Consider the following 22,608-nt stretch of genomic DNA (forward strand, 5'->3'; position numbering starts at 1 on the left):
TCGGTTCCCCCAATCACACCCCGCGGGGCAGCAAACTCAAAAACAGGTTAAACGGCTTTTTTGCGGGTCAGCAGGCCGCGCTTCTTCAGCTGGATCAGCAGCAGCGACACGGCCGCCGGGGTGACCCCGGGAATCCGCGATGCGCGCGCCAGCGTGTCCGGGCGCGTATCCCCCAACTTCTGCTTCACCTCGCTGGAGAGGCCGGACACCTCGCTGTAGTCGAAGTCGGCGGGAATCGGCGTGTCCTCGTAGGCCTGCAGCCGCTCGATTTCCTCCCGCTGGCGGTCGATGTAACCGGCGTATTTGGCCGAGATCTCCACCTGTTCGGCGACGCACTCATCCGCTACCGCTTCGCCTTTCAGCGATGCCACATCGGCATAGCCAAGCTCCGGGCGGCGCAGCAGGTCCATCAGGCTGTATTCCCGCGCCAGCGGCTGCGGCAGTTTTGCCTCGACGGCGGCGGCCTGCGGCGTCTGCGGGTGCACCCAGGTATCGCGCAGGCGCTGCTCCTCGCGGGCAATGGCCTCGCGCTTTTCGCTGAAAGCTGCCCAGCGGGCATCGCCGACCAGGCCGAGCTCGCGGCCTTTCTCGGTCAGGCGTAGATCCGCATTATCCTCGCGCAGCAACAGCCGGTATTCGGCACGGCTGGTGAACATGCGGTAGGGCTCCTTGGTGCCACTGGTGATCAGGTCGTCCACCAGTACACCGAGATAGGCTTCGTCGCGGCGCGGCGACCAGGCGTCTCGGCCCTGCGCCTGCAGTGCGGCGTTGGCGCCGGCGAGCAGCCCCTGCGCGGCGGCTTCTTCATAGCCGGTAGTGCCATTGATCTGGCCGGCGAAGTAGAGGCCGTGGATAAACTTGGTTTCCAGCGACGGCAACAGGTCGCGCGGATCGAAGAAGTCGTACTCGATGGCGTAGCCGGGGCGGGTGATGTGCGCCTTTTCGAAACCCTTGATCGAATGCACCAGCTCAATCTGTACGTCGAAGGGCAGGCTGGTGGAAATGCCGTTCGGGTAGAGTTCGTTGGTGGTGAGCCCCTCGGGCTCGATAAAGATCTGGTGGCTGTCCTTGTCAGCAAAGCGGTGCACCTTGTCCTCGATGGAAGGGCAGTAGCGCGGACCTATGCCCTCGATCACGCCGGAATACATCGGCGAGCGGTCGAGACCGCCGCGAATGACCTCGTGGGTGCGGCTGTTGGTATGCGTGATCCAGCAGCAGACCTGGAGCGGGTGCTGCTCGCGACTGCCGAGGTAGGACATGACCGGAATTGGGGTATCGCCCCACTGCTCCTCCAGTCCGGAGAAGTCCACCGAGCGCGCATCGATACGCGGCGGGGTGCCGGTCTTCAGGCGTTCGACCCGGAACGGCAGCTCGCGCAGGCGCTCCGCCAGCGCAATCGAGGGCGGGTCGCCGGCGCGGCCACCGGAATGGCTGTCGAGGCCGATATGGATACGCCCGCCGAGGAAGGTGCCGGCGGTAATAACCACCGTCTTGGCGCGGAAGCGCACACCGGCATTGGTCACCACACCGACGACGCGCTCGCCCTCGACGATCAGGTCGTCCGCCGCCTGCTGGAAGATCTCGAGGTTTTGCTGGCGCTCGAGTATCGACCGGATGGCCGCGCGGTAGAGCGCGCGATCCGCCTGGGCGCGGGTTGCGCGCACAGCGGGCCCCTTGCGAGCGTTCAGCACGCGAAACTGAATGCCCCCAAGGTCGGTGGCTTCCGCCATAGCGCCGCCGAGTGCATCCACCTCCTTGACCAGATGGCTCTTGCCGATGCCGCCAATGGCAGGATTGCAGGACATCTGCCCCAGCGTCTCGATGTTGTGCGTGAGCAGCAGGGTGGCCGCACCCATACGTGCGGCCGCCAGAGAGGCCTCGGTACCGGCGTGACCGCCGCCGATCACTATCACGTCATATGTCTTGGGGAAATCCATAGCTGCTGCACGGGATAAAAACGGGCGCACATTTTATAGGCAGTTGCACGGCATCAGCAATTGGTGCCGCCATATTTTTGCCTGCTGCAACTATAGGACCGCTATCGCCCTAATCCATGGTCATTAATTAATCGTGCCTGCTCCGTTTAATTTTTCTTAATTAAATAACTTATACATTTCTTGTATAGGTAGTGTTTTGTATTGGTTGTTTTTATTAGTGGGGCCCGTTTTCTGTATAACTTAGAAAAAGACGGGTAAATCAATGGCTTAGGGTCCTTGTGAAGCTGCAGACAACCACTTGGCCGGGGGCGGAGCAACCGCGGTAGAGGTCTGTGGACAGACGGGATAACTTTGGCCGCTGCACGCGAGGGAAGAAGTTATACCCGGTTCGTTAGGCGGCTGTTCCGGGATTTACCCCCGGTTTTGTCCACACGGGTGAGGAGCTACCTCTCAATTGTTGGCGCTTATGGGAGTTCGACGTGGATTAGCTGTGTGCAAACGGGCGTTTTGGATAAGTCTGTGCATAGCTGTGCGCAACTTTTGTGGTTTTTTCGTGGGTTGGCCTGTATTCGGGCGGGCTCATACCGCAACTGTGGAAGTTTGTGCCGTGCTACAGGGGGAACCTTTGCTGCTTCAGAGGTATCGCAGTGTGGTGCTTTGCGCTTTTACACGGTGCTGTCGCAGGGAGCTAGCGGAGGTTTAATCATGTTGAATATGAATTTTGCCGAGCGTGTGGTGGTGGATACACGCAGCATGCAGTGGCAGCCGAGCCCGATGGCGGGAGTGGAGCGCAAGCCGCTCGCCCGCGAAAGCGCCGAGTCCGGCCACGCGACCAGCATTGTGCGTTACGCCGCCGGCTCGCGTTTCGCTGCGCATCGACATCCGGGAGGGGAGGAGATCTTTGTCCTGGAGGGGGTGTTTTCAGACGAGAGCGGTGACTACCCGGCCGGGAGTTATATCCGCAATCCGCCGGGCAGCTCACACGCCCCTTATAGCCAGTCGGGCTGTACCCTGTTCGTCAAATTAGGGCAGTTTGCCGAGGGGGATACCGCGACGGTGCGTATCGTTACACTCAATGCGGCCTGGTTGCGCGGTCACGGTGGGCTCGAGGTGATGCCGTTGCACACTTTTCAAGGCGAACACACCGCGCTAGTGAGGTGGCCCAAGGGGGAGCGTTTCGCGCCTCACAGCCATTTCGGCGGGGAGGAGGTCCTGGTGTTGTCCGGGACTTTCATGGATGAATACGGCGAGTACCCCCGCTACTGTTGGCTGCGCAGCCCCCACCTGAGCCGTCACCACCCGTTCGTGAAAGACGAGACCCTGTTACTGGTGAAAACGGGGCATCTGCCAGCGCCGTAAGTGTTGGTGCCGGTGATAGAGTCCGGCGCGCTGGATCTGTTATTTGCCGATACAGAAACTGCCAAAAATCTTGCCCAGCAATTCGTCGGCACTAACCGCGCCGGTGATCTCACCCAGCACCTGCTGCGCCCGGCGCAGGTCTTCCGCCAGCAGCTCACCGGCGCCGCTTTCGCGCAGCTGGCTGGCACCCTGTTCGATAAATGCCCTGGCCCGGGCCAGCGCATCGAGATGGCGGCGGCGGGCACTGAAGTTGCCCTCGGCGGCGCCGCTGTAGCCCATGCACTGTTTCAGGTGCTCTTTCAGTGAGTCGAGGCCGGCGCCGGTTTTGGCGCTGATCGCGAGTACCGGCACACCATCAGTATGTGCCTGCAGGCCGGCACTGTATTCGGTGAGATCAATCTTGTTCAGTACCAGTGTCAGCTTTTCCGGATCCGGCAGCTGTGCGGTGAACTCCGGCCACACGGTTTCCGGGTCCAGGCTGGTCGCCTGTTCGGCATCGACCAGCAGCAGTACCCGGTCGGCGTGGCGGATCTCTTCCCAGGCGCGCTCGATGCCGATCTGCTCGACGCGGTCGGGGGCGTCGCGCAGGCCGGCGGTATCGGCGAACTGCAGCGGCATGCCGTCGATATCAATATGTTCGCGCAGTATGTCCCGCGTGGTGCCGGCGATATCGGTGACGATGGCGGCATCGCGGCCGGCCAGTGCATTGAGCAGGCTGGACTTACCAGCGTTCGGGCGCCCGGCGATGGCGACCTGCATGCCCTCGCGCATGATGCTGCCCTGGCGCGCCTGGGCCTCGATCGCTGTCAGTTGTGCCTGCAGTGATGCCAAATCCGCGGCAACCTTGCCATCGGCGAGATAATCGATTTCTTCTTCAGGAAAATCGATCGATGCTTCGACGTAAATACGTAGATGTGTCAGATTTTCGACCAAATCTTCGATTTTTTCGGAGAATATTCCTTGGAGTGATCGCATGGCATTGCGCGCGGCCTGGGTGCTACCCGCGTCAATCAGGTCCGCGATGGCCTCTGCCTGGGCCAGATCGATCTTGTCGTTGAGGAATGCGCGCTCGGAAAACTCCCCCGGCCGCGCCTGGCGGGCGCCGGATTCGATCGCCGCATGCAGCAGCTGATCCAGAATGACCGGGCCGCCATGCCCTTGCAGCTCGACGACATCTTCGCCGGTAAACGAGTTGGGGCCCGGAAAGAACAGGGCGATACCCTGGTCGATCAGCTGGTCGCCGTAAGAGAAATTGCGGTAGTGGGCGTGGCGGGGTTGCAGTGGGCGCTCACCGCAGAGTCGATGCGCTATTTCCAGGGCGCGCGGGCCCGATAAGCGGATAACGCCGATGCCTCCGCGTCCCGGCGCGGTGGCGACGGCGGCGATGGTATCGCGGTTCAGGCTTTGTTGGGTCATTGGCTGAGTGTACTCGACAGAATGCAAAGGGGCCGCAAATGCGGCCCCTCGGTAATGTGAAATGCCTGGCAGGCTGGTCAGTGTCAGACCTTGCCGGCCTCGACCTGCTTGTTGATATACCAGGTCTGGGCGATGGTGATCAGGTTGTTGGCGATCCAGTAGAGCACCAGGCCGGCCGGGAACCACAGGAAGAAGAAGGTCATCATGACCGGCATCAGTTGCATGATGCGCGCCTGGGTCGGGTCGGTGGGCTGCGGGTTCAGCTTCTGCATGAACCACATGGAGGCACCCATCAGTACCGGCAGGATAAAGTAGGGGTCCTTGGCTGACAGGTCGTGAATCCACAGGATCCAGGGCGCGTGGCGCAGCTCGACAGTTTCGGTCAGCATCCAGTAGAGCGCGATAAACACCGGCATCTGCAACAGGATCGGCAGGCAGCCACCCATCGGGTTGATCTTCTCGCGGCGGTAGAGCTTCATCGTCTCTTCCGCCAGCTTCTGCCGGTTGTCCTTGTACTGCTCCTGCAGCTTCTTCATCTGCGGCGCGAACTTGCGCATGCGCGCCATGGACTTAGTGCCGGCCGCGGACAGCGGGAACAGCAGCGCCTTGATGAAGACGGTCAGCAGGATAATGGCCCAGCCCCAGTTGCTGACGATGTGCTCCTGGATAAAGTGCAGCACGCGGAACAGCGGCTTGGCGATCCACCAGAGCCAGCCGTAATCGACGGTCAGGTCCAGGTAGGGTGAGATTTCTTCGAGGCGGTAGACGTCTTTCGGGCCCGCGTAGAAGGCGGCGTCGAGTTCGCCCTGGGTGCCCGCGGCAATCTGCACCTGCGGTGAGGTGAAGCCCATACGGAAGAGGCCGTTGGACAGCTGCTTCAGTTCAAAGGTGTTGCGGACATTCTGCGGCGGTACCCAGGCACTGAGGAAATAGTGCTGGACCATGGCGACCCAGCCACCCTCGACGGAGGTGCGGGTGGGACTTTCGGCAATTTCCTCGAAGTCCCGTTTGAAGTAGTTTTCTTCGCTGGTGTGCAGGGCCGCACCGAGGAAGGGCGAGACGCCGATGCCGGCATCCACCGGTGGTTCGCGATCATCGCGCTTGATCTGGCCAAACAGCGCGGCGGACCAGGTTGTATCGCTGGTGTTGTCCACCAGGTAAGAGACACCGATCAGGTAGTCGCCCCGATTGAAGGTAAATCGCTTGGTGATGTTGGCGCCCTGCTGCTTCAGGGTGAGGTCGATGACCAGGGCATCCTGGCCCTCGCTGAGCGCGTACTTGGTTTTTTCGGCGCTAAACAGCGGGCGGCCGGCCGCACTGTCGGTGCCATTGCGGCCGATCAGGCCACTCTGGGCGATATAGGTGTGGTCGCGGGTCTGATTCAGCAGGATCAGCGGGCGGTCCGGAGTGTGCAACTCCTCCTCGTACTTGCGCAGTGCGACCTTGACGATATCGCCACCGCGGGGATCGATCAGCAGGTCGAAGACGTCGGTGGTGACGCTGATCAGCTTGCGCTCGCCGGTGCCGGTGTCTTCGCTAGCTTCGGCCTGGGTCTGCAGCTGGGGGACATCGCTGTCGCCGGTCTCCGAGCGGGGCGCGGTCGCGGGGCCCTGGCTGTCTGTGCGCACGACGGTTTCCCGATCAAGCGCCGGCGTGTGCTGCTCTTTGAATTCGTTCCACTGAAATATCAGTGCCAGAACAACTGCGGCGATTCCGCCAAGCAGCGTATAGCGTTGCCAATCCATCTTGTTACCTAGAAAGAGTGTTCTTTTGTCGGGCGGGGGGAACCGGATCCATGCCGCCGGGATGCCAGGGGTGGCATTTTATAAGGCGGCGCCCGGTTAAATAACCCCCTTTTAGGAATCCGTGGGTTTTAAATGCCTCTTCCGCATAATGCGAACAGGTCGGGTAGAAACGGCACTGGTTACCGACCCAGGGGCTGGCCAGGTAGCGGTAGACGTGGATAAATTTGATCGCCAGCCAGTTCACTGTTTCTGCTTCGCCGTGCTTGCCGATTGCTCCGCGCGATTCGCCAGCTTGCGCCACAGTTTGTTCATCAGTTTCGCCAGGGCGGCCTTATCCAGCGCGGCGACGCCGGGGCGTGCCAGGAGGACGGCATCGACGGCGGGCAATTCGTGCTGACGCAGGCGGAAGGTTTCGCGGGCAATGCGCTTTATGCGATTGCGGTCGCTGGCGTTGCGAACGTGTTTCTTGGCGATGACCAGACCCAGGCGCGGGTGGCCGAGATCGTTGTGGCGGGCGAGAATCAGGAGGTTGGGGTGCGCGGCGCGTATCTGGTTGTCATTGAAGACTGCACGATACTGCGCCGCGTTGAGCAGGCGCAGCGGCTTGGCAAATCCGAAGTCGCTGCGCTCCTGTTGCATATATAAGGAGGGTGTCCCCGATAGGGGGACCTTATGCAGACAGTACTTTGCGACCTTTGGCGCGGCGACGAGCCAGGATCTTACGGCCGTTTTTGGTTGCCATGCGGGCGCGGAAACCGTGAGTGCGGCTGCGCTTCAAGTTGCTGGGTTGAAATGTGCGTTTCATTGTCTTGCTACCTGAGACTATGTATTCAGAAATTCGTGGGCTTTTCCCCTGCGGGGTTCCGGCCCGGCCGCGGCCTGGACTCCGATACCGGCACGGGTCCGGTGCAGACGGAGCAATGCGCTGCGAGGCGGCGGATTGTATAGAAAGGCACCAGTGAAATCAACGCGCGGATCGCGGAAAATTTGCCCATCGCGGCACCTTTCATCGGGTAATTTTAGCCGCCGATTGGCCAAGTTATTGAGCGCACAAGAGTATTGCGGACTGCCCACCGATTGATACCAAGATATACACAGATTGCTGTGGATAACTAACCGCTAACCTCTTATCTATCTGGTTAATAAGTGTGCAAGTGGTTGAAAGTTAGGGACTTTTTACTGCTGTATTTTCAACAATGGTCGCGTTTCTTGTGGATAACATGGCGGCGGAAAGGTATACTCCCCGGATCTTATAGGCGGCTCCGGCGCAGGTCTGTGTCTCGTATTTTTGTCGTCCATTTCCGAGTTTAGTTTTTGGGGTTTTGGGGGGTTTCTTGTCTGAATCCGTTTGGAAGCAGTGTGCCACCTGTTTGCAGGATGAGCTGCCGTCGCAGCAGTTCAATACCTGGATCAGGCCGCTGCGTGTCAGCCCGGCGAGTGCCGAGGGGGAGTTGCGCCTGCTGGCGCCGAACCGCTTTGTGCTGGACTGGGTTGGGGACAAGTTTCTCAACCGTATCCTGGAGCTGGTCCATCAGTTTGCCGGCGAACAGCCGTTGCAGGTCGTGCTGGATATTACCGAGCGGCGCCCCGCACGTTTCCAACGCAGTCGCGCAGCGACCGAGGTGGCGCAGCCCGCAGTAAGTCCTAAGCCCGCGGCGCGCGGCAGTTTTGGTGGGGCGGGCGTAGCGGCGCACCCTGCGGCGGCGGAGGAGGCGAAGGCCGAACAGATCACCAGTGGTGAGCTGGCGCTGACCGATCTGCGCGCGCCACCGCCCCCGCGGCCGTTGGTCGAACCGTCGCGCAACGTGGAGGTCGAGGGTGCCATCAAGCACGGCAGCTCCCTGAACCGCAACTTCACCTTTAAATCCTTCGTAGAGGGCAAGTCCAACCAGTTGGGTCTGGCGGCGGCACAGCAGATTGCCGACAACCCCGGTGGCGCTTACAACCCCCTCTTTATTTACGGCGGTGTCGGCCTGGGCAAGACGCATTTGATGCACGCAGTGGGCAACGCGCTGCTGGAGCGCAATCCGAACGCAAAGGTCGTCTATCTGCACTCCGAACGCTTCGTCGCGGATATGGTGAAGGCGTTACAGTTGAATGCCATCAGCGATTTCAAGCGCTACTACCGCTCTGTCGATGCGCTGCTGATCGACGATATCCAGTTTTTTGCCGGGAAGGAGCGCTCCCAGGAAGAGTTCTTCCACACCTTCAACGCGCTGCTCGAGGGCGGCCAGCAGATCATCCTTACCTGCGACCGCTACCCGAAAGAGATCGACGGCCTCGAGGAGCGTCTGAAGTCGCGCTTCGGCTGGGGGCTGACGGTGGCGGTGGAGCCGCCGGAGCTGGAAACGCGCGTTGCCATATTAATGAAGAAGGCGGAGCAGGTCGGTGTCGATCTGCCGCACGACTCCGCCTTCTTTATCGCCCAGCGGATTCGCTCCAATGTGCGCGAGCTAGAGGGCGCGCTGCGCCGGGTTATCGCGAACGCGCAATTTACCGGTCGCCCGATCGACGATCTGCTGGTGCGCGAGGCGCTGAAGGACCTGCTCGCGCTGCAGGATCGCCTGGTCAGCGTGGACAATATCCAGCGGGTGGTGGCGGAGTATTACAAGATCAAGGTTGCGGACCTGCTCTCCAAGCGCCGCAGCCGCTCGGTGGCGCGGCCGCGCCAGGTTGCCATGTCACTGGCCAAGGAGCTGACCAATCACAGTCTGCCGGAAATCGGCGACGCATTTGGCGGGCGCGATCACACCACTGTGCTGCACGCCTGCCGTAAAATTCGCGAACTGCAGGAGTCTGATGCGGATATCCGCGAGGACGTGAAGCTGTTGACGCGATCGTTGACCACCTAATCGAATTCGAATAACGGACAATACAAGGCGAAACAACCGATGAAATTCAATGTAAGCCGGGACGCCCTCCTCAAGCCGCTGCAGCTGGTCGCCGGCGTGGTCGAAAAACGCCAGACACTGCCGGTGCTGGCCAATGTATTGATGCAGCTGCAGGGGCAGGAACTGTCGCTGACCGGTACTGACCTGGAGGTCGAGATCGTCGGTCGCCTGCCGGTCGACGGCGTTGAAATGGAAGGAGAGGTCACGGTACCGGCGCGCAAGCTGCTGGATATCTGCCGCTCGCTGCCGGACGGCGCCGAGCTGAAATTTGAGCGCGACGGTGAACGCTTGGTACTGCGCAGCGGCCGCAGCCGTTTTCAGCTGTCCACGTTGCCGGCGGCGGACTTCCCGAATCAGGAAGAGACCAGCGCGCAGACTCGTTTCGCAATTTCCCAGCGCGAGATTCGCCGCCTGATCGAGGCCACCAGCTTTGCGATGGCGCAACAGGACGTGCGCTACTACCTGAACGGCTTGTTGCTGGAGTGTCGCCCGCAGCAGCTGCGTGCGGTGGCGACCGACGGGCACCGCCTGGCGCTGTGCGATCGCGACGCGCCGGGCCTGAATGTCGAGGCGCCGATTCAGGCGATTGTGCCGCGCAAGGGCGTGCTCGAGCTCGGGCGCCTGCTGGACGACACCGATGCACAGGCGGAAGTGGTGCTCGGCAACAACCATATCCGCGTGAATAGCGGCCCGTTCACGTTCACCTCCAAGCTGGTGGATGGCAAGTTCCCGGATTATGAGCGCGTGTTGCCGCGTGCCACCGGCAATGAAATCTACGCCGATCGGCAGGCTTTGCGCCAGGCGTTTTCCCGCGCCGCGATCCTGTCGAATGAGAAGTACCGGGGTGTGCGGCTGCAGGTATCCGAAGGGTTGTTGCAGATTGTCGCCAACAACCCCGAGCAGGAAGAGGCGGAGGAGCAGTTGGTGGTCGACTATGTCGGTGAACCGCTGGAGATTGGCTTCAACGTCTCCTATCTACTGGACGTGACCGGCGCAATTCACAGTGAGCAGATCCGTATCGGCCTCGCGGACGCCAACAGCAGCGCGCTGTTGCAGCAGCCGGAAGAGGGCGATGCCGTCTACGTGATTATGCCGATGCGGCTGTGATCACCATCTGTGCTGATCGTTAACTTCTGCAAAAGAGCCGCCATATTTCCGAATATGGCGGTCTTTTTATATGGGCGCGGCGGTCTGTTCGACGCGCATGCTGCTGCGGGGTTTAATTCGTGGCGCTGACTCGGCTAGCCCTGCGCCATTTCCGCAATATCAGTGCCGCTGAGCTCTCTCTGTGTGCCGGGGCCAACCTGTTCTGTGGTCCGAACGGCAGCGGCAAGACGTCACTGCTCGAGTCGGTACATATGCTGGCGACCGGTCGTTCGTTTCGCTCGCGCCAGCATAAGTCGGTGATCCAGGAGGAGGCGACCGGTCTGACCGTATTCGCGCAGCTGGATAGCGGTTACAGCCTTGGAGTCGAGCGCCTGGCGGACGGCAACGGGCGTATCCGTATCAATCAGGCCCCGGCCGAGTCCAGTTCGCAATTGGCCAGTTGCCTGCCCCTGCAGGTTATCGATAGCGAAAGCTTTTCGGCCCTCGATGGTGGTCCGGGTGTGCGGCGGCGCTTGTTGGACTGGACAGTGTTCCACGTGGAACATTCTTTCGCGCAGGCGTGGAAAAACTACCAAATCGCGCTGCGACAGCGAAATGCGCTGTTGCGACGTGGTAAAATCGACGCTGGTTTACTGTCTGTATGGGAGCAGCGCCTCGTCGAAAGCGGTTTGCAGGTAGACGGATTGCGCCAACAGCTCTTTACCGAGCTGCGCGGTGCGCTACTGGCTTTGACATCTGAACTGCCGCAGTCCCCGGTGTCGCGTGTCGAACTCTCGTACCGCAAGGGCTGGCGCAAGGAACAGGAGCTTCTGGCGGCGCTGCAGGAGTCCCGCGAGGGCGATATCGCCCAGGGCCATACCAGGGTAGGGCCTCACAGGGCTGACTTGAGATTTACCGTCGCCGGCGAGGCGGCACAGAACATTCTTTCCCGGGGGCAGCAGAAGATGCTCGTCTGTGCACTGCGCACGGCGATGGCAGAACTGGTCTGCAATCACCGCGGGCGACCGGTCTTCCTGGTAGATGACCTGCCTGCGGAGCTGGATGAAACGAACCAGCAGCTGTTTGCGCAATGGGTCAGCCGTTGTGCCAGTCAGGTACTGGTGACTGGAATTGAGGTGGAGGCCACCAGCCGACCGTGGCGGCAGCTGCCTTCACCGTGGAATAACCCGCAAGTGTTCCACGTGGAACATGGGTGTATCAGTGCCGAGCCATCGGCCGCACAATAAGTTGAATGGAGCGAATCAATGTCAGAGCAGCAAAGCTATGACTCCAGCAGTATCAAGGTACTAAAGGGCCTGGATGCGGTGCGCAAGCGCCCCGGTATGTATATCGGCGATACCGATGACGGTACCGGCCTGCACCATATGGTATTCGAGGTGGTGGACAACTCCATCGACGAGGCGCTGGCGGGCCACTGCGACGAAATTCGCGTGACCATTCACCCGGACGAGTCTGTGTCTGTGGCCGATAACGGTCGCGGCATTCCTACCGAGATGCACCCGGAAGAGGGCGTTTCCGCCGCAGAGGTCATCATGACCGTCCTCCACGCTGGCGGTAAGTTCGATGACAATACCTACAAAGTCTCCGGTGGCCTGCATGGTGTGGGTGTGTCGGTGGTGAATGCGCTGTCTGCGGAGCTTAAATTGACCATCCGCCGCGGCGGTAAGGTCCACGAGCAGATCTACCACCACGGCGTGCCCCAGGCTCCGCTCGCCGTCGTCGGCGATACCGACAGCACCGGCACCAGCGTGCATTTCAAGCCGTCTGCAGAGACCTTCTCCAATATCGAGTTTCACTTCGATCAGCTGGCAAAGCGTCTGCGTGAGCTGTCCTTCCTCAACTCGGGCGTCCGCATTGTGCTGAAAGATGAACGCTCTGGTAAGGAGGAAGTCTACGAATACGAGGGCGGGCTCCGGGCGTTTGTGGAATTCCTGAACCAGAACAAGACACCGATCAACAAGGTGCTGCACTTCCAGAACCAGCGCGACGATGGCATCGCGGTGGAAGTGGCCCTGCAGTGGAATGACAGCTTTCAGGAAAATATCTACTGCTACACCAACAACATTCCCCAGCGCGATGGCGGCACCCACCTGGCGGGCTTCCGCGCCGCGCTGACCCGCGGTCTGAACAATTACATCGAGAAAGAGGGCGTGGGCAAGAAGGACAAGGTCAACACCACCGGCGATGATGCCCGCGAAGGTTTGACCGCAATTATCTCGGTCAAGGTACCGGACCCGAAGTTCTCCTCCCAGACCAAGGACAAGCTGGTTTCCTCTGAGGTGAAGCCGGCGGTAGAGCAGGAAATGGGCCACTCTTTCAACGACTACCTAATGGAAAACCCGCAGGAGGCCAAGGCCGTCGTCGGCAAGATGATCGACGCTGCGCGAGCCCGCGAGGCTGCCCGCAAGGCGCGTGAAATGACGCGCCGCAAAGGCGCACTGGATATTGCCGGCCTGCCCGGCAAGCTGGCCGATTGTCAGCAAAAAGACCCGGCGCTGTCCGAACTCTACCTGGTGGAGGGTGACTCGGCCGGCGGATCCGCCAAGCAGGGGCGCGATCGCCGCACCCAGGCCATTCTGCCCCTGAAAGGCAAGATTCTGAACGTGGAGAAGGCGCGTTTCGACAAAATGCTGTCCAGCGCCGAGGTGGGCACCCTGATTACCGCACTGGGCTGCGGTATCGGCAAGAGCGAGTTTGATCCGGATAAGCTGCGCTACCACCACATCATTATCATGACCGACGCCGACGTCGACGGCGCCCACATCCGTACCCTGTTGCTGACCTTCTTCTTCCGTCAGATGCCGGAGTTGATCGAGCGCGGCCACATCTACATTGCACAGCCGCCGCTGTACAAGATCAGCAAGGGTAAGCAGGAGCAATACCTGAAAGATGAGGCGGCACTGACCCAGTTCCTCACCAACGCGGCCCTCGAGGGTGCGAGCCTGTTCGTCAATCCTGATGCACCGGCGCTGTCCGGGGAATCCCTCGAGAGCCTCGTGGGCGAATACCGCTCCGTGCTGGCCACCATCGACCGGCTGTCGCGCCTCTATCCCGAAGAGGTCCTGCGCAGCATGATCTATCTGCCGAGCCTGGCTCAGGAAAATCTCCAGTCCAGGGATCAGATGGAATCCTGGTGCGCGGCACTACAGGAAAAGCTGGCGGAAGAGGCGAATGGTGGCGGTCGGCGCCACCAGGTCAGCGTGCACGAAAACAACGAGCGCGGCCTCTACCTGCCGCATATCCACGTGGTCGCCCACGGTGTCGGCAGCGATTACCAGATCAGCCACGAGTTCTTCGACTCCGCCGAATACGGGGCCATCTGCAAACTGGGCGAAAAGATGGTCGGGCTGCTGGAGGAAGGCGCCTTTATCCAGCGCGGCGAGAAGCAGCAACCGGTCAGCAGCTTCCCGGACGCCCTGGAATGGCTGATGAACGAAAGCCGACGGGGCTACGGCGTCCAGCGCTATAAGGGCCTGGGCGAGATGAACCCGGAGCAGCTGTGGGAAACCACCATGAACCCGGAGAGCCGCCGTATGCTGCAGGTCACGGTGGAGGATGCCATTGCCGCCGACCAGATCTTCACCACGCTGATGGGCGACCAGGTGGAGCCGCGCCGCGAGTTTATTGAAAGCAACGCGCTGGCCGTTGAGAACCTCGACGTATAAGGTTTTTCACCGCCGTCCGCAGAAACAAAAACGGCCGCTATCTAGCGGCCGTTTTTTTTTGAATCGGATTGGAAGGTCCCTATTTCTCCAGCAGCAGTCCGCATTCGCGGTGCTCCTCTCCCTTGGTGGGGTCGAAGTAGACGTCGTTATCCGGTAGCTCCTGCTCGTAGACATATTCCTCAACATCGATCTCGCGCAGCTGGAACATGGGCGCCACGCGGATAGTGCCGTGATTGCCGGTGGTGAAGATATCCAGGTTCTTGCGGTGTGCATTCTGGTCGTGGCGAATGCCGTTCAGCCACACGTCCGGCTTCAACTCCTGCATGGCGCGGTTAAACGGCTCCAGCTTCACCGTGCGCGAGAAGAAATCGTGCTCCGGCGTATCCAGCGGCGGAATGCCTCCGTAGACGGCGTTGTAGTGGGCCGCGGACATCTTCGGCGAAAAGGTGCGCAGGTTCAGCTCGAGCTCCTTCACCACGCGCTCGATATGGCGGTAGGTTTCCGGCGTGTTGTAGCCGTGATCTACCCAGATTACCGGGATGTCCGGCTTGGCGCGGCTTACCAGATGCAGAAAGGCGACGGCGAGCGGACGGAAATTGGTGAACACCACCGGATTCTCCGCATGCATCATGGTGAACTCCATGATCTCGCTCGGCTTGGCGTCGCGGAAGCGCTGATTCAGCGTCTCCAGGTCGGCACCGTGATGAAAGGTACGCGCGGGATAAGGGCGGATGGCGTTGGTAGTGGCGTTCAGTCCCATAGCACTCAAAGCAGTCGATCAATAGGGTGAAAAACATGCTACTCCCTAGTGTCGCTACTTAGAAACAATAAAAAGAAGTGGATCAATAAGATAAAGTTATAAGGGCGATACTACTGCCGCCCGCCGAACTCCACATCAACGGGTGGCTATGGCGGGGCGGGACAGCACATTCTGATATTCACCTGTCCCGCCTCTGTGTCGGGGCGGCGTTCGACTTCGACAAAGCCCTGCTGTTGCAGGAAGTAGCGGGCGCCGAGATTCTCCTCGAGCACCTCCACCTGCAGTTGCGGCCGCCCGCGCTTCGCGGCGTCAATCAATTCACTGCCGACGCCCCGACCGGTCGCCAGCGGGCTCACGCAGATACACCCGAGCCGGTCGCCCTCGGTTACCGTGACGAACCCGGACACTGGCTCGCCATCCCCCTCCAGATAGACCAGGCAATCAACCGCGCGCCGACAATCGCGCCGAAAGTTACGAATACGGCGCCGCCAATAGTCCTGCGGCAACGAAGGGTGGGCGCTGGCGGCGGTGTGCAGCCACAGCTGTTCCAGTCTATCGAGTTCTGCATCACTGGCCGATCGAATCATAGGTGCACCGTAAGTAAGCACTTGCGCACAATGCTAGTGAGTCGAAAAGAAGGATCCTAGTGCGGCGCCCGGGTGCGAGGAAATGCTGACCGGTGGGGGGCGTCCGCGCCCGATGGCGGGACATCGGCGCAAACAAGCCGATACCCACATTGAGGTAATGCAGAGACTAATTATTATGATAAAATACAATCATTCTCATTAATAAGTTCAATTATTAAAACGCCAAGTTATATTCCATGGAGGATTCATGAAGCCTTTCCCCCTGTCTCCGCTCGCACTGGCACTGGCTGCAGTGGTCGTCTCACCGGCGATCGCCCAAGAGCGGGACGCGCGCCTGGAAACGATTTCCGTGATCGGCGATGCCGATTCCATTCCCAAGCTGCCCGGCTCTGCACATCTGATTGACGCCGAAGAACTGGCCAAATTCGAATTTGTCGATATCAACCGCATGGTGCGCGCGGTGCCCGGTGTCTACATCACCGAAGAAGACGGCTATGGCCTGCGTCCGAACATCGGCATTCGCGGCGCCAGCGGTGGTCGCTCGGGAAAAATTTCACTGATGGAAGACGGTGTACTGGTTGCGCCGGCACCTTATTCCGGGCCGGAGGCGTATTACTTCCCGACCGCCGGCCGCCTGGACAGCATCGAAGTGTTGAAAGGTCCGGGCACGCTCAAATACGGACCCTTCACCGTTGGCGGCGCCGTCAATATGTTGAGTACGCCGATCCCCGCAGCTACCGCCGGCATGGTGCAGCTGGAAGCCGGCCAGTACGGCGAGACTCGCCTGCATGGCCACTACGGCGCGGTTACCGATAACACCGGCTGGCTGCTGGAAACCCACCAGCAATACGCCGACGGCTTCCGCGACATCGATGGCGGCGACAGCGCCGACATCGCCAAGGAAGACTATCTCCTGAAAGGTCGCCTGAGCTCCGCAGCCGATGCGACCTACCGCCAGCAGCTGGATATCAAACTGCAGTACTCGGAAGAAGAGTCCGGCATGAGCTACCTGGGCCTGACCGACGCCGACTTCGACCGCGACCCGAATCGTCGCTACGGCATCAGTGCCCTGGACGAAATGCAGAACCGCCACAGCGCCGTGCAGCTGAACCACAGCATTCAACTGAGCGACGCCTTCACCATCAATTCCCAGGCCTACTACAACAAGTTCAAGCGCGACTGGTTTAAGGTCGGCCTCGGCGGCCTGATCGATGCGGCCAATGCCGGTGACAGCGATGCGCAGGCCATTCTAGATGGCGAAATGGACTACGATTTCGGCATCAAGCACAACAACCGCCAGTACGAAGCGCGCGGTGTGCAGATCAGCGCCGATTGGCAGTTCCAGACCGGTGGCCTGTCTCACGACATGACATTCGGTGTGCGCCGCCACCGCGACGAGGTGGATCGCTACCAGCCCACCGAGGACTATCGCCAGGTGAGCGGCGATCTGGTCTTCCAGGGCATCAGCCTGCCTAGCGCCAGTAACAACCGCGTCGAGGAGGCCGACGCCACTTCCTTCTTCGCCTATGACGAAATCCAGCTGGCCGAGAAGCTGGTCCTGACCGCGGCACTCCGCTACGAGGATGTCGAGACGCAGCAGAAGCGCTACGACGATCCGGACCGCACCAGCGGCAATATCACCGCTTCCAACCAGGTGGACGAATGGCTGCCGGGGCTGGGCCTTGTGTACGACGTCAGCGAAGCTTGGAGCCTGCTGGCCGGGGTACACCGCGGCTTTGCCCCTCCCGGCGGCGGTGCCGAAGAGGGACAGGGCCCGGAGCTGTCCACCAACTACGAGTGGGGCGCGCGCTACTACAGTGACAGCCTGAGTGCCGAAATCATTGCCTTCTTCAGCGACTACGAGAACGCAATCCAGAACTGTTCCGTCGCAGTGCCCTGCGACAACGGCGCCGACAGCGGCACCTTCCAGTTGGGTGAAGCCGAGATCAAGGGGCTCGAGGCAGCGTTCGGCAGCGAGTGGGTACTCACAAACGGCTGGAGCCTGCCGCTGCGCGCGAGCTACACCTACACCGACGCAGAAATCACCAAGGATAGCGACGGCGGCGACCTGCTGGCCGGCGACAACCTCGCGTACCTGCCGGAAAACGTGTTCGCCTTGTCGGCCGGCCTGGACAGCGGCGCGGCCTGGCGCCTGAACCTGACAGCCGCCTATCAGGATGAGATGTGTGTCAGCACCGAGTGCAACCGCGGTAACACCGATCAGTTCGACTACACCGAGTCACTGTGGGTGCTGGATGCCGTGGCCCACTACGACTTCAGCGAAGACCTGAGTGGATACCTGAAGGTGGACAACCTGTTCGACGAGCAGGCCATCGTCAATCGCGGACCCGACGGCGCCCGCGCCAACCGCCCGCGCACTGCCACCCTGGGAATGAAATTCGCTTTCTGAACCTGACACCAGTACTCCACCAAAAAAGCCCCGGCCCAGCGCCGGGGTTTTTGTTTGCGCCGGCGAAACCTTTCCCGCGCGTCATCCGTCGCGCCTGCTACCCCCGAGCCGGCAGCGGATTTAGGGGGCCGCTGCTGCCAGGTGTACGAAGTGCGCCTTCAGGTAGCGGGTCTCCGGAATCGACGGGTGCACCGGGTGGTCTGCCCCCTGGCCGCCACTGCCCAGCAGCGCCGCCGGGCGCTGCAGCTTGTGCGCGGCACCGCGCACACAGTCGAGCAGTTCATCCGCCGCCAGGTGCATGGAGCAGGAAGCGCTCACTAACAGCCCATCCGCCGCCAGCAGGCGCATGGCCAGCTCGTTGATATGGCGGTAGGCGGCGAGCCCGGCCTTGTGATCCTTGCGCCGCTTGATAAAGGCGGGCGGATCCAGCACGACGACATCGAATTTCTCACCGTCGGCCACCATGGCCTTCAGCACCTCCACGGCCTTGCCGCGCACGGTCTGCAATTTGTCGCCAAGCCCGTTGTGTTCCGCATTGGCGCGGCACCAATCCAGGGCCTGTTCGGACGCGTCGACACAGGTGGCGCTGAGCGCACCGCGGGCCAGCGTCTGCACGCCCCAGCCGCCGGCATAGGAGAAGAGGTCGAGCACCCTCTTGCCCCGTACCCACTGATTCAGGCGCGCGCGGTTGTCGCGGTGATCGTAGAACCAGCCGGTTTTCTGTCCCGCGTGTACCGGCGCCAGCAGCGGCACGCCGTTCTCCTCGAAAGGGGCCATCTCCGGCACTTCGCCAAAAACGACCTCGTTGACCAGCGGCATCTCCTCGACGGCGCGACCCTGGTGATCGTTGCGCAGCAGTATTCCTTTCGGCTGCACCAGTTCGCTCAGTGTCTCCACCACCTGGGGCAGCAATTTCTCCATCCCCCAGTTACTGATTTGCACGACCAGATAGTCGCCGAAGCGGTCCACCACCAGACCCGGCAGGCGATCGGAATCGCCGTACACCAGCCGGTAGCTCGGGTGTTCGAAGTAGCGCTGGCGCATTGCCAGCGCCGCCGCCAGCCGCTCGCGCAGCAGTGCGCCGTCCAGAGCGCCACTGCGTGACACCAGGCGCCCGCAGATCAGCTGGCCGGGATTCACGAATGCGGTACCCAGTGGCTTGCCCTGGCTGTCCAGCACCGGGCACTGGCAGCCAGGCTCTATGCCCTTGAGGGGCGAGCGCTTGGTGTCCACCTCATTGCTGTAGATCCACAGGTGGCCGCGCTTCAGGCGGCGCTCGGCGCCGCGATTCAATATTAATTCCGGCAAGGGGACATCTCCGTCAGCTCTCGGGGGCAGGGGCGGCAATTGTCCGCGTCGCCGGCCTCAGGTCAAGTTATAGCCGCTCACAGCGGACAGATTGTTGAGCTCCTTTTAAAGCGGTTGCCACACCGTTAGAATTGCCCGCTTTTTAAACAAATCTGCGTTCGCTCGCCGGGAGCCTGAATGACCAGCACCACCCCAAAAGTCGGTTTCGTATCCCTCGGTTGCCCCAAGGCCACCGTCGACTCGGAGCGCATCCTGACCCAGCTGCGCACAGAGGGATACCAGCTGGTGCCCAGCTACGAGGACGCCGATGTGGTCGTGGTCAACACCTGCGGCTTTATCGACAGCGCCAAGGCGGAATCCCTGGATGCCATCGGTGAGGCCCTGGCCGAGAACGGTCGCGTGATCGTCACCGGATGCATGGGTGTCGAAGAGGAGCATATCCGCCAGGTCCACCCGAGTGTGCTGGCGGTGACCGGCCCGCAGCAGTACGAACAGGTGGTCAATGCCGTGCACGAAGTGGTACCGCCGCAAGTGGATCACGATCCCTTTGTCGACCTGGTACCGCCCCAGGGCATCAAGCTGACCCCGCGCCACTACGCCTACCTGAAGATCTCCGAGGGCTGCAACCACAGCTGCAGCTTCTGCATTATTCCGAGCATGCGCGGCAAGCTCGCCAGCCGCCCGGTTGGCGACGTGCTCAGCGAGGCGGAGCGGCTGGTGAAATCCGGCGTGCAGGAACTGCTGGTTATTTCGCAGGACACCAGCGCCTACGGTGTCGACCTGAAATACAAGCTCGACTTCTGGGACGGCCGCCCGGTGAAGACGCGCATGCTGGAGCTGTGCGAGGCACTGTCGTCCATGGGCGTGTGGGTGCGCCTGCACTATGTGTACCCGTACCCGAACGTGGATGATGTCATCCCGCTGATGGCCGAGGGCAAGCTGCTGCCGTACCTGGATATTCCGTTCCAGCACGCCAGCCCGAAAGTCCTCAAGGCGATGAAGCGCCCGGCGTTCGAAGACAAGACGCTGGCGCGCATCAAGAAGTGGCGTGAGATCTGCCCGGAGCTGACGATCCGCTCGACCTTTATCGTCGGTTTTCCCGGTGAGACCGAGCAGGATTTCCAGTACCTGCTCGACTGGCTGACGGAGGCGCAACTGGACCGCGTCGGCTGCTTCAAGTATTCGCCGGTTGACGGCGCGCCGGCCAACGAACTCGAAGGCGCGGTTCCGGAAGAGGTGAAACAGGAGCGCTGGGAGCGCTTTATGGCCCACCAGCAGCAAATCAGCGCCGCGCGCCTACAGCGCAAGATTGGTCGCGAGATCGAAGTGCTGATCGACGAAGTCGACGAAGAGGGCGCCATCGGCCGCTCCTCGGCCGATGCGCCGGAAATCGATGGCATGGTCTATCTGAATGGAGAGCAGTCGCTGCAGCCGGGCGACAAGGTCAACGTGCGCGTTACCCACGCGGACGAGTACGATCTGTGGGCCGAGCTTCTATAGGATTTCGCGGCTGTAGAGACTTCTGAGCAAAAGTGGCAGCAGATAGCTGCCACTTTTCGTTTGGACCAATGCGCTACCGGCGCGCTCGATGGACGAAAGTCCATCTACACTTTCCCTGTGATGCGGCGATATATTTCAGATGGAAGGCAGTTTGTTCCATGAAAGCAGGGATATGCAGTTTGCTCGCAGCTGTCTCGATATTGAGCGGCACCATCTCCAATGCGACGCCCTTCGACCAGTACCGCTCGATCGACGGCACCGGCAATAACCTGACGCTGCCACAACTCGGCTCAGCCCATAGCCCGCTCCTGCGCCTCGTAACACCGGCGTACAGTGATGGCATCAGTCTGCCGGCCGGAAGTTCGCGCCCGAATCCCAGGGTAATCAGCAATGCCATCTGCCAGCAGCTTGCCCCCCAACTGGACGGCAGCGGGCACACCAGCATGGTGTTTCAGTGGGGGCAATTTCTCGATCACGATCTGTCACTGACACCGGCCGGCGAGGAACCTCTCCCGATCCCGGTACCGGCAGGTGACCCGGTATTTACCGCCGGCACGTCCATCTCTTTCCATCGTTCACTGTTTGATCCGCAAACCGGTACGACGGCGCCCCGGCAGCAGATCAACGAGGTGACGGCCTTTATCGACGCATCGCAGGTGTACGGTTCCGACATGATCCGCGCCGCCGCTCTGCGCACGAATGATGGCACGGGCAAGCTGGACACGAGCCGTTTCGACCTGCTGCCTTTTAATACCAGTGGCCTTCCCAACGACGGCGGACCCGATGCAGATTTTTATGTGGCCGGTGATATTCGGGCCAACGAGCAAGTCGGCCTAACTGCGCTGCATGTCCTGTTCGTGCGCGAACACAACCGCCTTGCAACGGCGCTACATCACCAGGACAAAAGTCTCTCTGGAGATGAAATCTACCATCGCGCACGGGCCATCGTCGGTGCACAGATGCAAGTCATTACCTATCAGGAATTTCTTCCCGCAGTGCTGGGCCCCTATGGCCTTGCCCCCTACGCAGGATATTCACCGACGACGGACCCTGGTATTGCCAACGCGTTTTCTACCGCCGCCTTCCGCTTCGGCCACAGTATGCTGAGCAGCGAACTCCTCCGGCTTAAATCGAACGGTAAACCGATTCCCGATGGCAACCTGAGCCTGCGTGATGCATTTTTTACCCGCCTGGAACTCAACCCGGAGTCAGGCAGGGGAATCGAGCCCCTGTTGCGCGGGCTGGCCTCTCAGGTTGCCCAGGCTGTGGACACCAAGATCGTCGACGGCGTCAGGAATTTTCTTTTCGGCTCGCCGGATCAGGGGGCATTTGACCTGGCCTCGCTAAACATCCAGCGCGGGCGGGATCACGGCTTGCCCGGCTATAACGCCATGCGAATCGAACTTGGGCTGGCACCAGCGGCAGACTACGAAGATATTACTAGCGATCCGCAATTGAGCAGCCTGTTACGCCAGGTATACGGGCCCGGTAATGTCGCTGAGGTGGATCCGTGGATAGCGGGGCTGGCAGAGGACAAACTGCCAGGCGCGCTGGTGGGCCCACTGTTCCATCATCTTATCCGCGACCAATTTGAGCGACTCAGGGATGGCGACCGTTTCTGGTATCGGAAAGTTTTTAGTGGTGAGACCCTGCAGCAACTGGAAAGCACGACCCTGGCCGACATCATCTGCAGGAACACGCAGATTCGACCGGCCGAGCTGAATGAAAATGTATTCACCAGCAACCCAACTCCATCCACCAGCGTTCCCCAGTCAGCCGTGGTTGATTAGAAGGCGCATTTGGCTGCGCTGAGTATATGACCTTCCACGGCTACATCGCTCCAGTCGCAGAGCTGATGGCGGCATTAGCCGCGCCGTCCCATCTGAATTCTGCTGTGGTGCGAGTCGGCCTGCTAATCGGCAA

General features: G+C 60.9%; 17 protein-coding genes. 8 read left to right on the forward strand and 9 right to left on the reverse strand.

Annotated features, from left to right (window positions below; translation table 11 throughout):
- Positions 1-47 precede the first annotated feature (47 nt).
- On the reverse strand, positions 48-1,937 hold the full coding sequence (gene mnmG / locus BUC36_RS09525) for a tRNA uridine-5-carboxymethylaminomethyl(34) synthesis enzyme MnmG (protein WP_073274016.1): 1,890 nt from the start codon (positions 1,935-1,937) through the stop codon (positions 48-50).
- Positions 1,938-2,642: 705 nt separating this feature from the next.
- Here mnmG and BUC36_RS09530 point away from each other — a divergent pair.
- On the forward strand, positions 2,643-3,296 hold the full coding sequence (locus BUC36_RS09530; RefSeq protein ID WP_073274019.1) for a cupin domain-containing protein: 654 nt from the start codon (positions 2,643-2,645) through the stop codon (positions 3,294-3,296).
- Positions 3,297-3,335: 39 nt separating this feature from the next.
- On the opposite strand, the gene mnmE is transcribed toward BUC36_RS09530, so the two are convergent.
- The 5 genes from mnmE to rpmH form a co-directional block, all read right to left on the reverse strand.
- Positions 3,336-4,712: a tRNA uridine-5-carboxymethylaminomethyl(34) synthesis GTPase MnmE gene (gene mnmE / locus BUC36_RS09535; protein ID WP_143186925.1), complete on the reverse strand. Its 1,377-nt coding sequence runs from the start codon at positions 4,710-4,712 to the stop codon at positions 3,336-3,338.
- A gap of 83 nt (positions 4,713-4,795) precedes the next feature.
- Positions 4,796-6,457, reverse strand: coding sequence for a membrane protein insertase YidC (yidC, locus tag BUC36_RS09540; RefSeq protein ID WP_073274021.1), 1,662 nt, complete (start codon positions 6,455-6,457; stop codon positions 4,796-4,798).
- A 4-nt stretch (positions 6,458-6,461) separates the two neighbouring features.
- Positions 6,462-6,758, reverse strand: coding sequence for a membrane protein insertion efficiency factor YidD (yidD, locus tag BUC36_RS09545; RefSeq protein WP_407661769.1), 297 nt, complete (start codon positions 6,756-6,758; stop codon positions 6,462-6,464).
- Positions 6,698-7,096, reverse strand: coding sequence for a ribonuclease P protein component (gene rnpA / locus BUC36_RS09550; protein WP_073274025.1), 399 nt, complete (start codon positions 7,094-7,096; stop codon positions 6,698-6,700). The genes yidD and rnpA overlap by 61 nt, the downstream gene beginning before the upstream one ends.
- A 31-nt stretch (positions 7,097-7,127) precedes the next feature.
- Complete coding sequence (rpmH, locus tag BUC36_RS09555; protein ID WP_073274027.1) at positions 7,128-7,262, reverse strand: 50S ribosomal protein L34; 135 nt, start codon at positions 7,260-7,262, stop codon at positions 7,128-7,130.
- A gap of 529 nt (positions 7,263-7,791) precedes the next feature.
- Here rpmH and dnaA point away from each other — a divergent pair.
- From dnaA to gyrB, 4 genes are all read left to right on the forward strand, one after another.
- On the forward strand, positions 7,792-9,309 hold the full coding sequence (gene dnaA, locus BUC36_RS09560) for a chromosomal replication initiator protein DnaA (RefSeq protein WP_073274029.1): 1,518 nt from the start codon (positions 7,792-7,794) through the stop codon (positions 9,307-9,309).
- A 39-nt stretch (positions 9,310-9,348) separates the two neighbouring features.
- Entirely contained in the window at positions 9,349-10,455 is a 1,107-nt protein-coding gene (gene dnaN / locus BUC36_RS09565) for a DNA polymerase III subunit beta (protein WP_073274033.1), read from the forward strand.
- A gap of 119 nt (positions 10,456-10,574) precedes the next feature.
- Positions 10,575-11,681 carry a DNA replication/repair protein RecF gene (gene recF, locus BUC36_RS09570; RefSeq protein ID WP_073274035.1) on the forward strand — a complete coding sequence of 369 codons (1,107 nt, stop codon included), beginning with the start codon at positions 10,575-10,577 and terminating at the stop codon, positions 11,679-11,681.
- An 18-nt stretch (positions 11,682-11,699) separates the two neighbouring features.
- Positions 11,700-14,120: a DNA topoisomerase (ATP-hydrolyzing) subunit B gene (gene gyrB, locus BUC36_RS09575; RefSeq protein ID WP_073274037.1), complete on the forward strand. Its 2,421-nt coding sequence runs from the start codon at positions 11,700-11,702 to the stop codon at positions 14,118-14,120.
- Positions 14,121-14,199: 79 nt separating this feature from the next.
- On the opposite strand, the gene BUC36_RS09580 is transcribed toward gyrB, so the two are convergent.
- Entirely contained in the window at positions 14,200-14,880 is a 681-nt protein-coding gene (locus BUC36_RS09580; protein ID WP_084535883.1) for a phosphoadenosine phosphosulfate reductase domain-containing protein, read from the reverse strand.
- 146 nt (positions 14,881-15,026) lie between these two features.
- Positions 15,027-15,467: a GNAT family N-acetyltransferase gene (locus tag BUC36_RS09585; protein ID WP_073274039.1), complete on the reverse strand. Its 441-nt coding sequence runs from the start codon at positions 15,465-15,467 to the stop codon at positions 15,027-15,029.
- A 247-nt stretch (positions 15,468-15,714) separates the two neighbouring features.
- Between BUC36_RS09585 and BUC36_RS09590 the strand changes: the two genes are divergently transcribed.
- Positions 15,715-17,877, forward strand: a complete 2,163-nt coding sequence (locus BUC36_RS09590) for a TonB-dependent receptor family protein (protein ID WP_073274041.1) — start codon at positions 15,715-15,717, stop codon at positions 17,875-17,877.
- Positions 17,878-17,997: 120 nt separating this feature from the next.
- Here BUC36_RS09590 and BUC36_RS09595 read toward each other — a convergent pair whose 3' ends face one another.
- Positions 17,998-19,185, reverse strand: a complete 1,188-nt coding sequence (locus BUC36_RS09595; protein WP_073274043.1) for a class I SAM-dependent rRNA methyltransferase — start codon at positions 19,183-19,185, stop codon at positions 17,998-18,000.
- 177 nt (positions 19,186-19,362) lie between these two features.
- On the opposite strand from BUC36_RS09595, the gene rimO reads away from it, so the two are divergent.
- Positions 19,363-20,685: a 30S ribosomal protein S12 methylthiotransferase RimO gene (gene rimO / locus BUC36_RS09600; protein WP_073274047.1), complete on the forward strand. Its 1,323-nt coding sequence runs from the start codon at positions 19,363-19,365 to the stop codon at positions 20,683-20,685.
- 179 nt (positions 20,686-20,864) lie between these two features.
- Positions 20,865-22,475, forward strand: coding sequence for a peroxidase family protein (locus tag BUC36_RS09605; protein WP_234994936.1), 1,611 nt, complete (start codon positions 20,865-20,867; stop codon positions 22,473-22,475).
- Positions 22,476-22,608: the final 133 nt, after the last annotated feature.

The sequence above is a fragment of the Microbulbifer donghaiensis genome (assembly GCF_900129095.1).
GTDB classification, from domain to species: Bacteria; Pseudomonadota; Gammaproteobacteria; order Pseudomonadales; family Cellvibrionaceae; genus Microbulbifer; species Microbulbifer donghaiensis.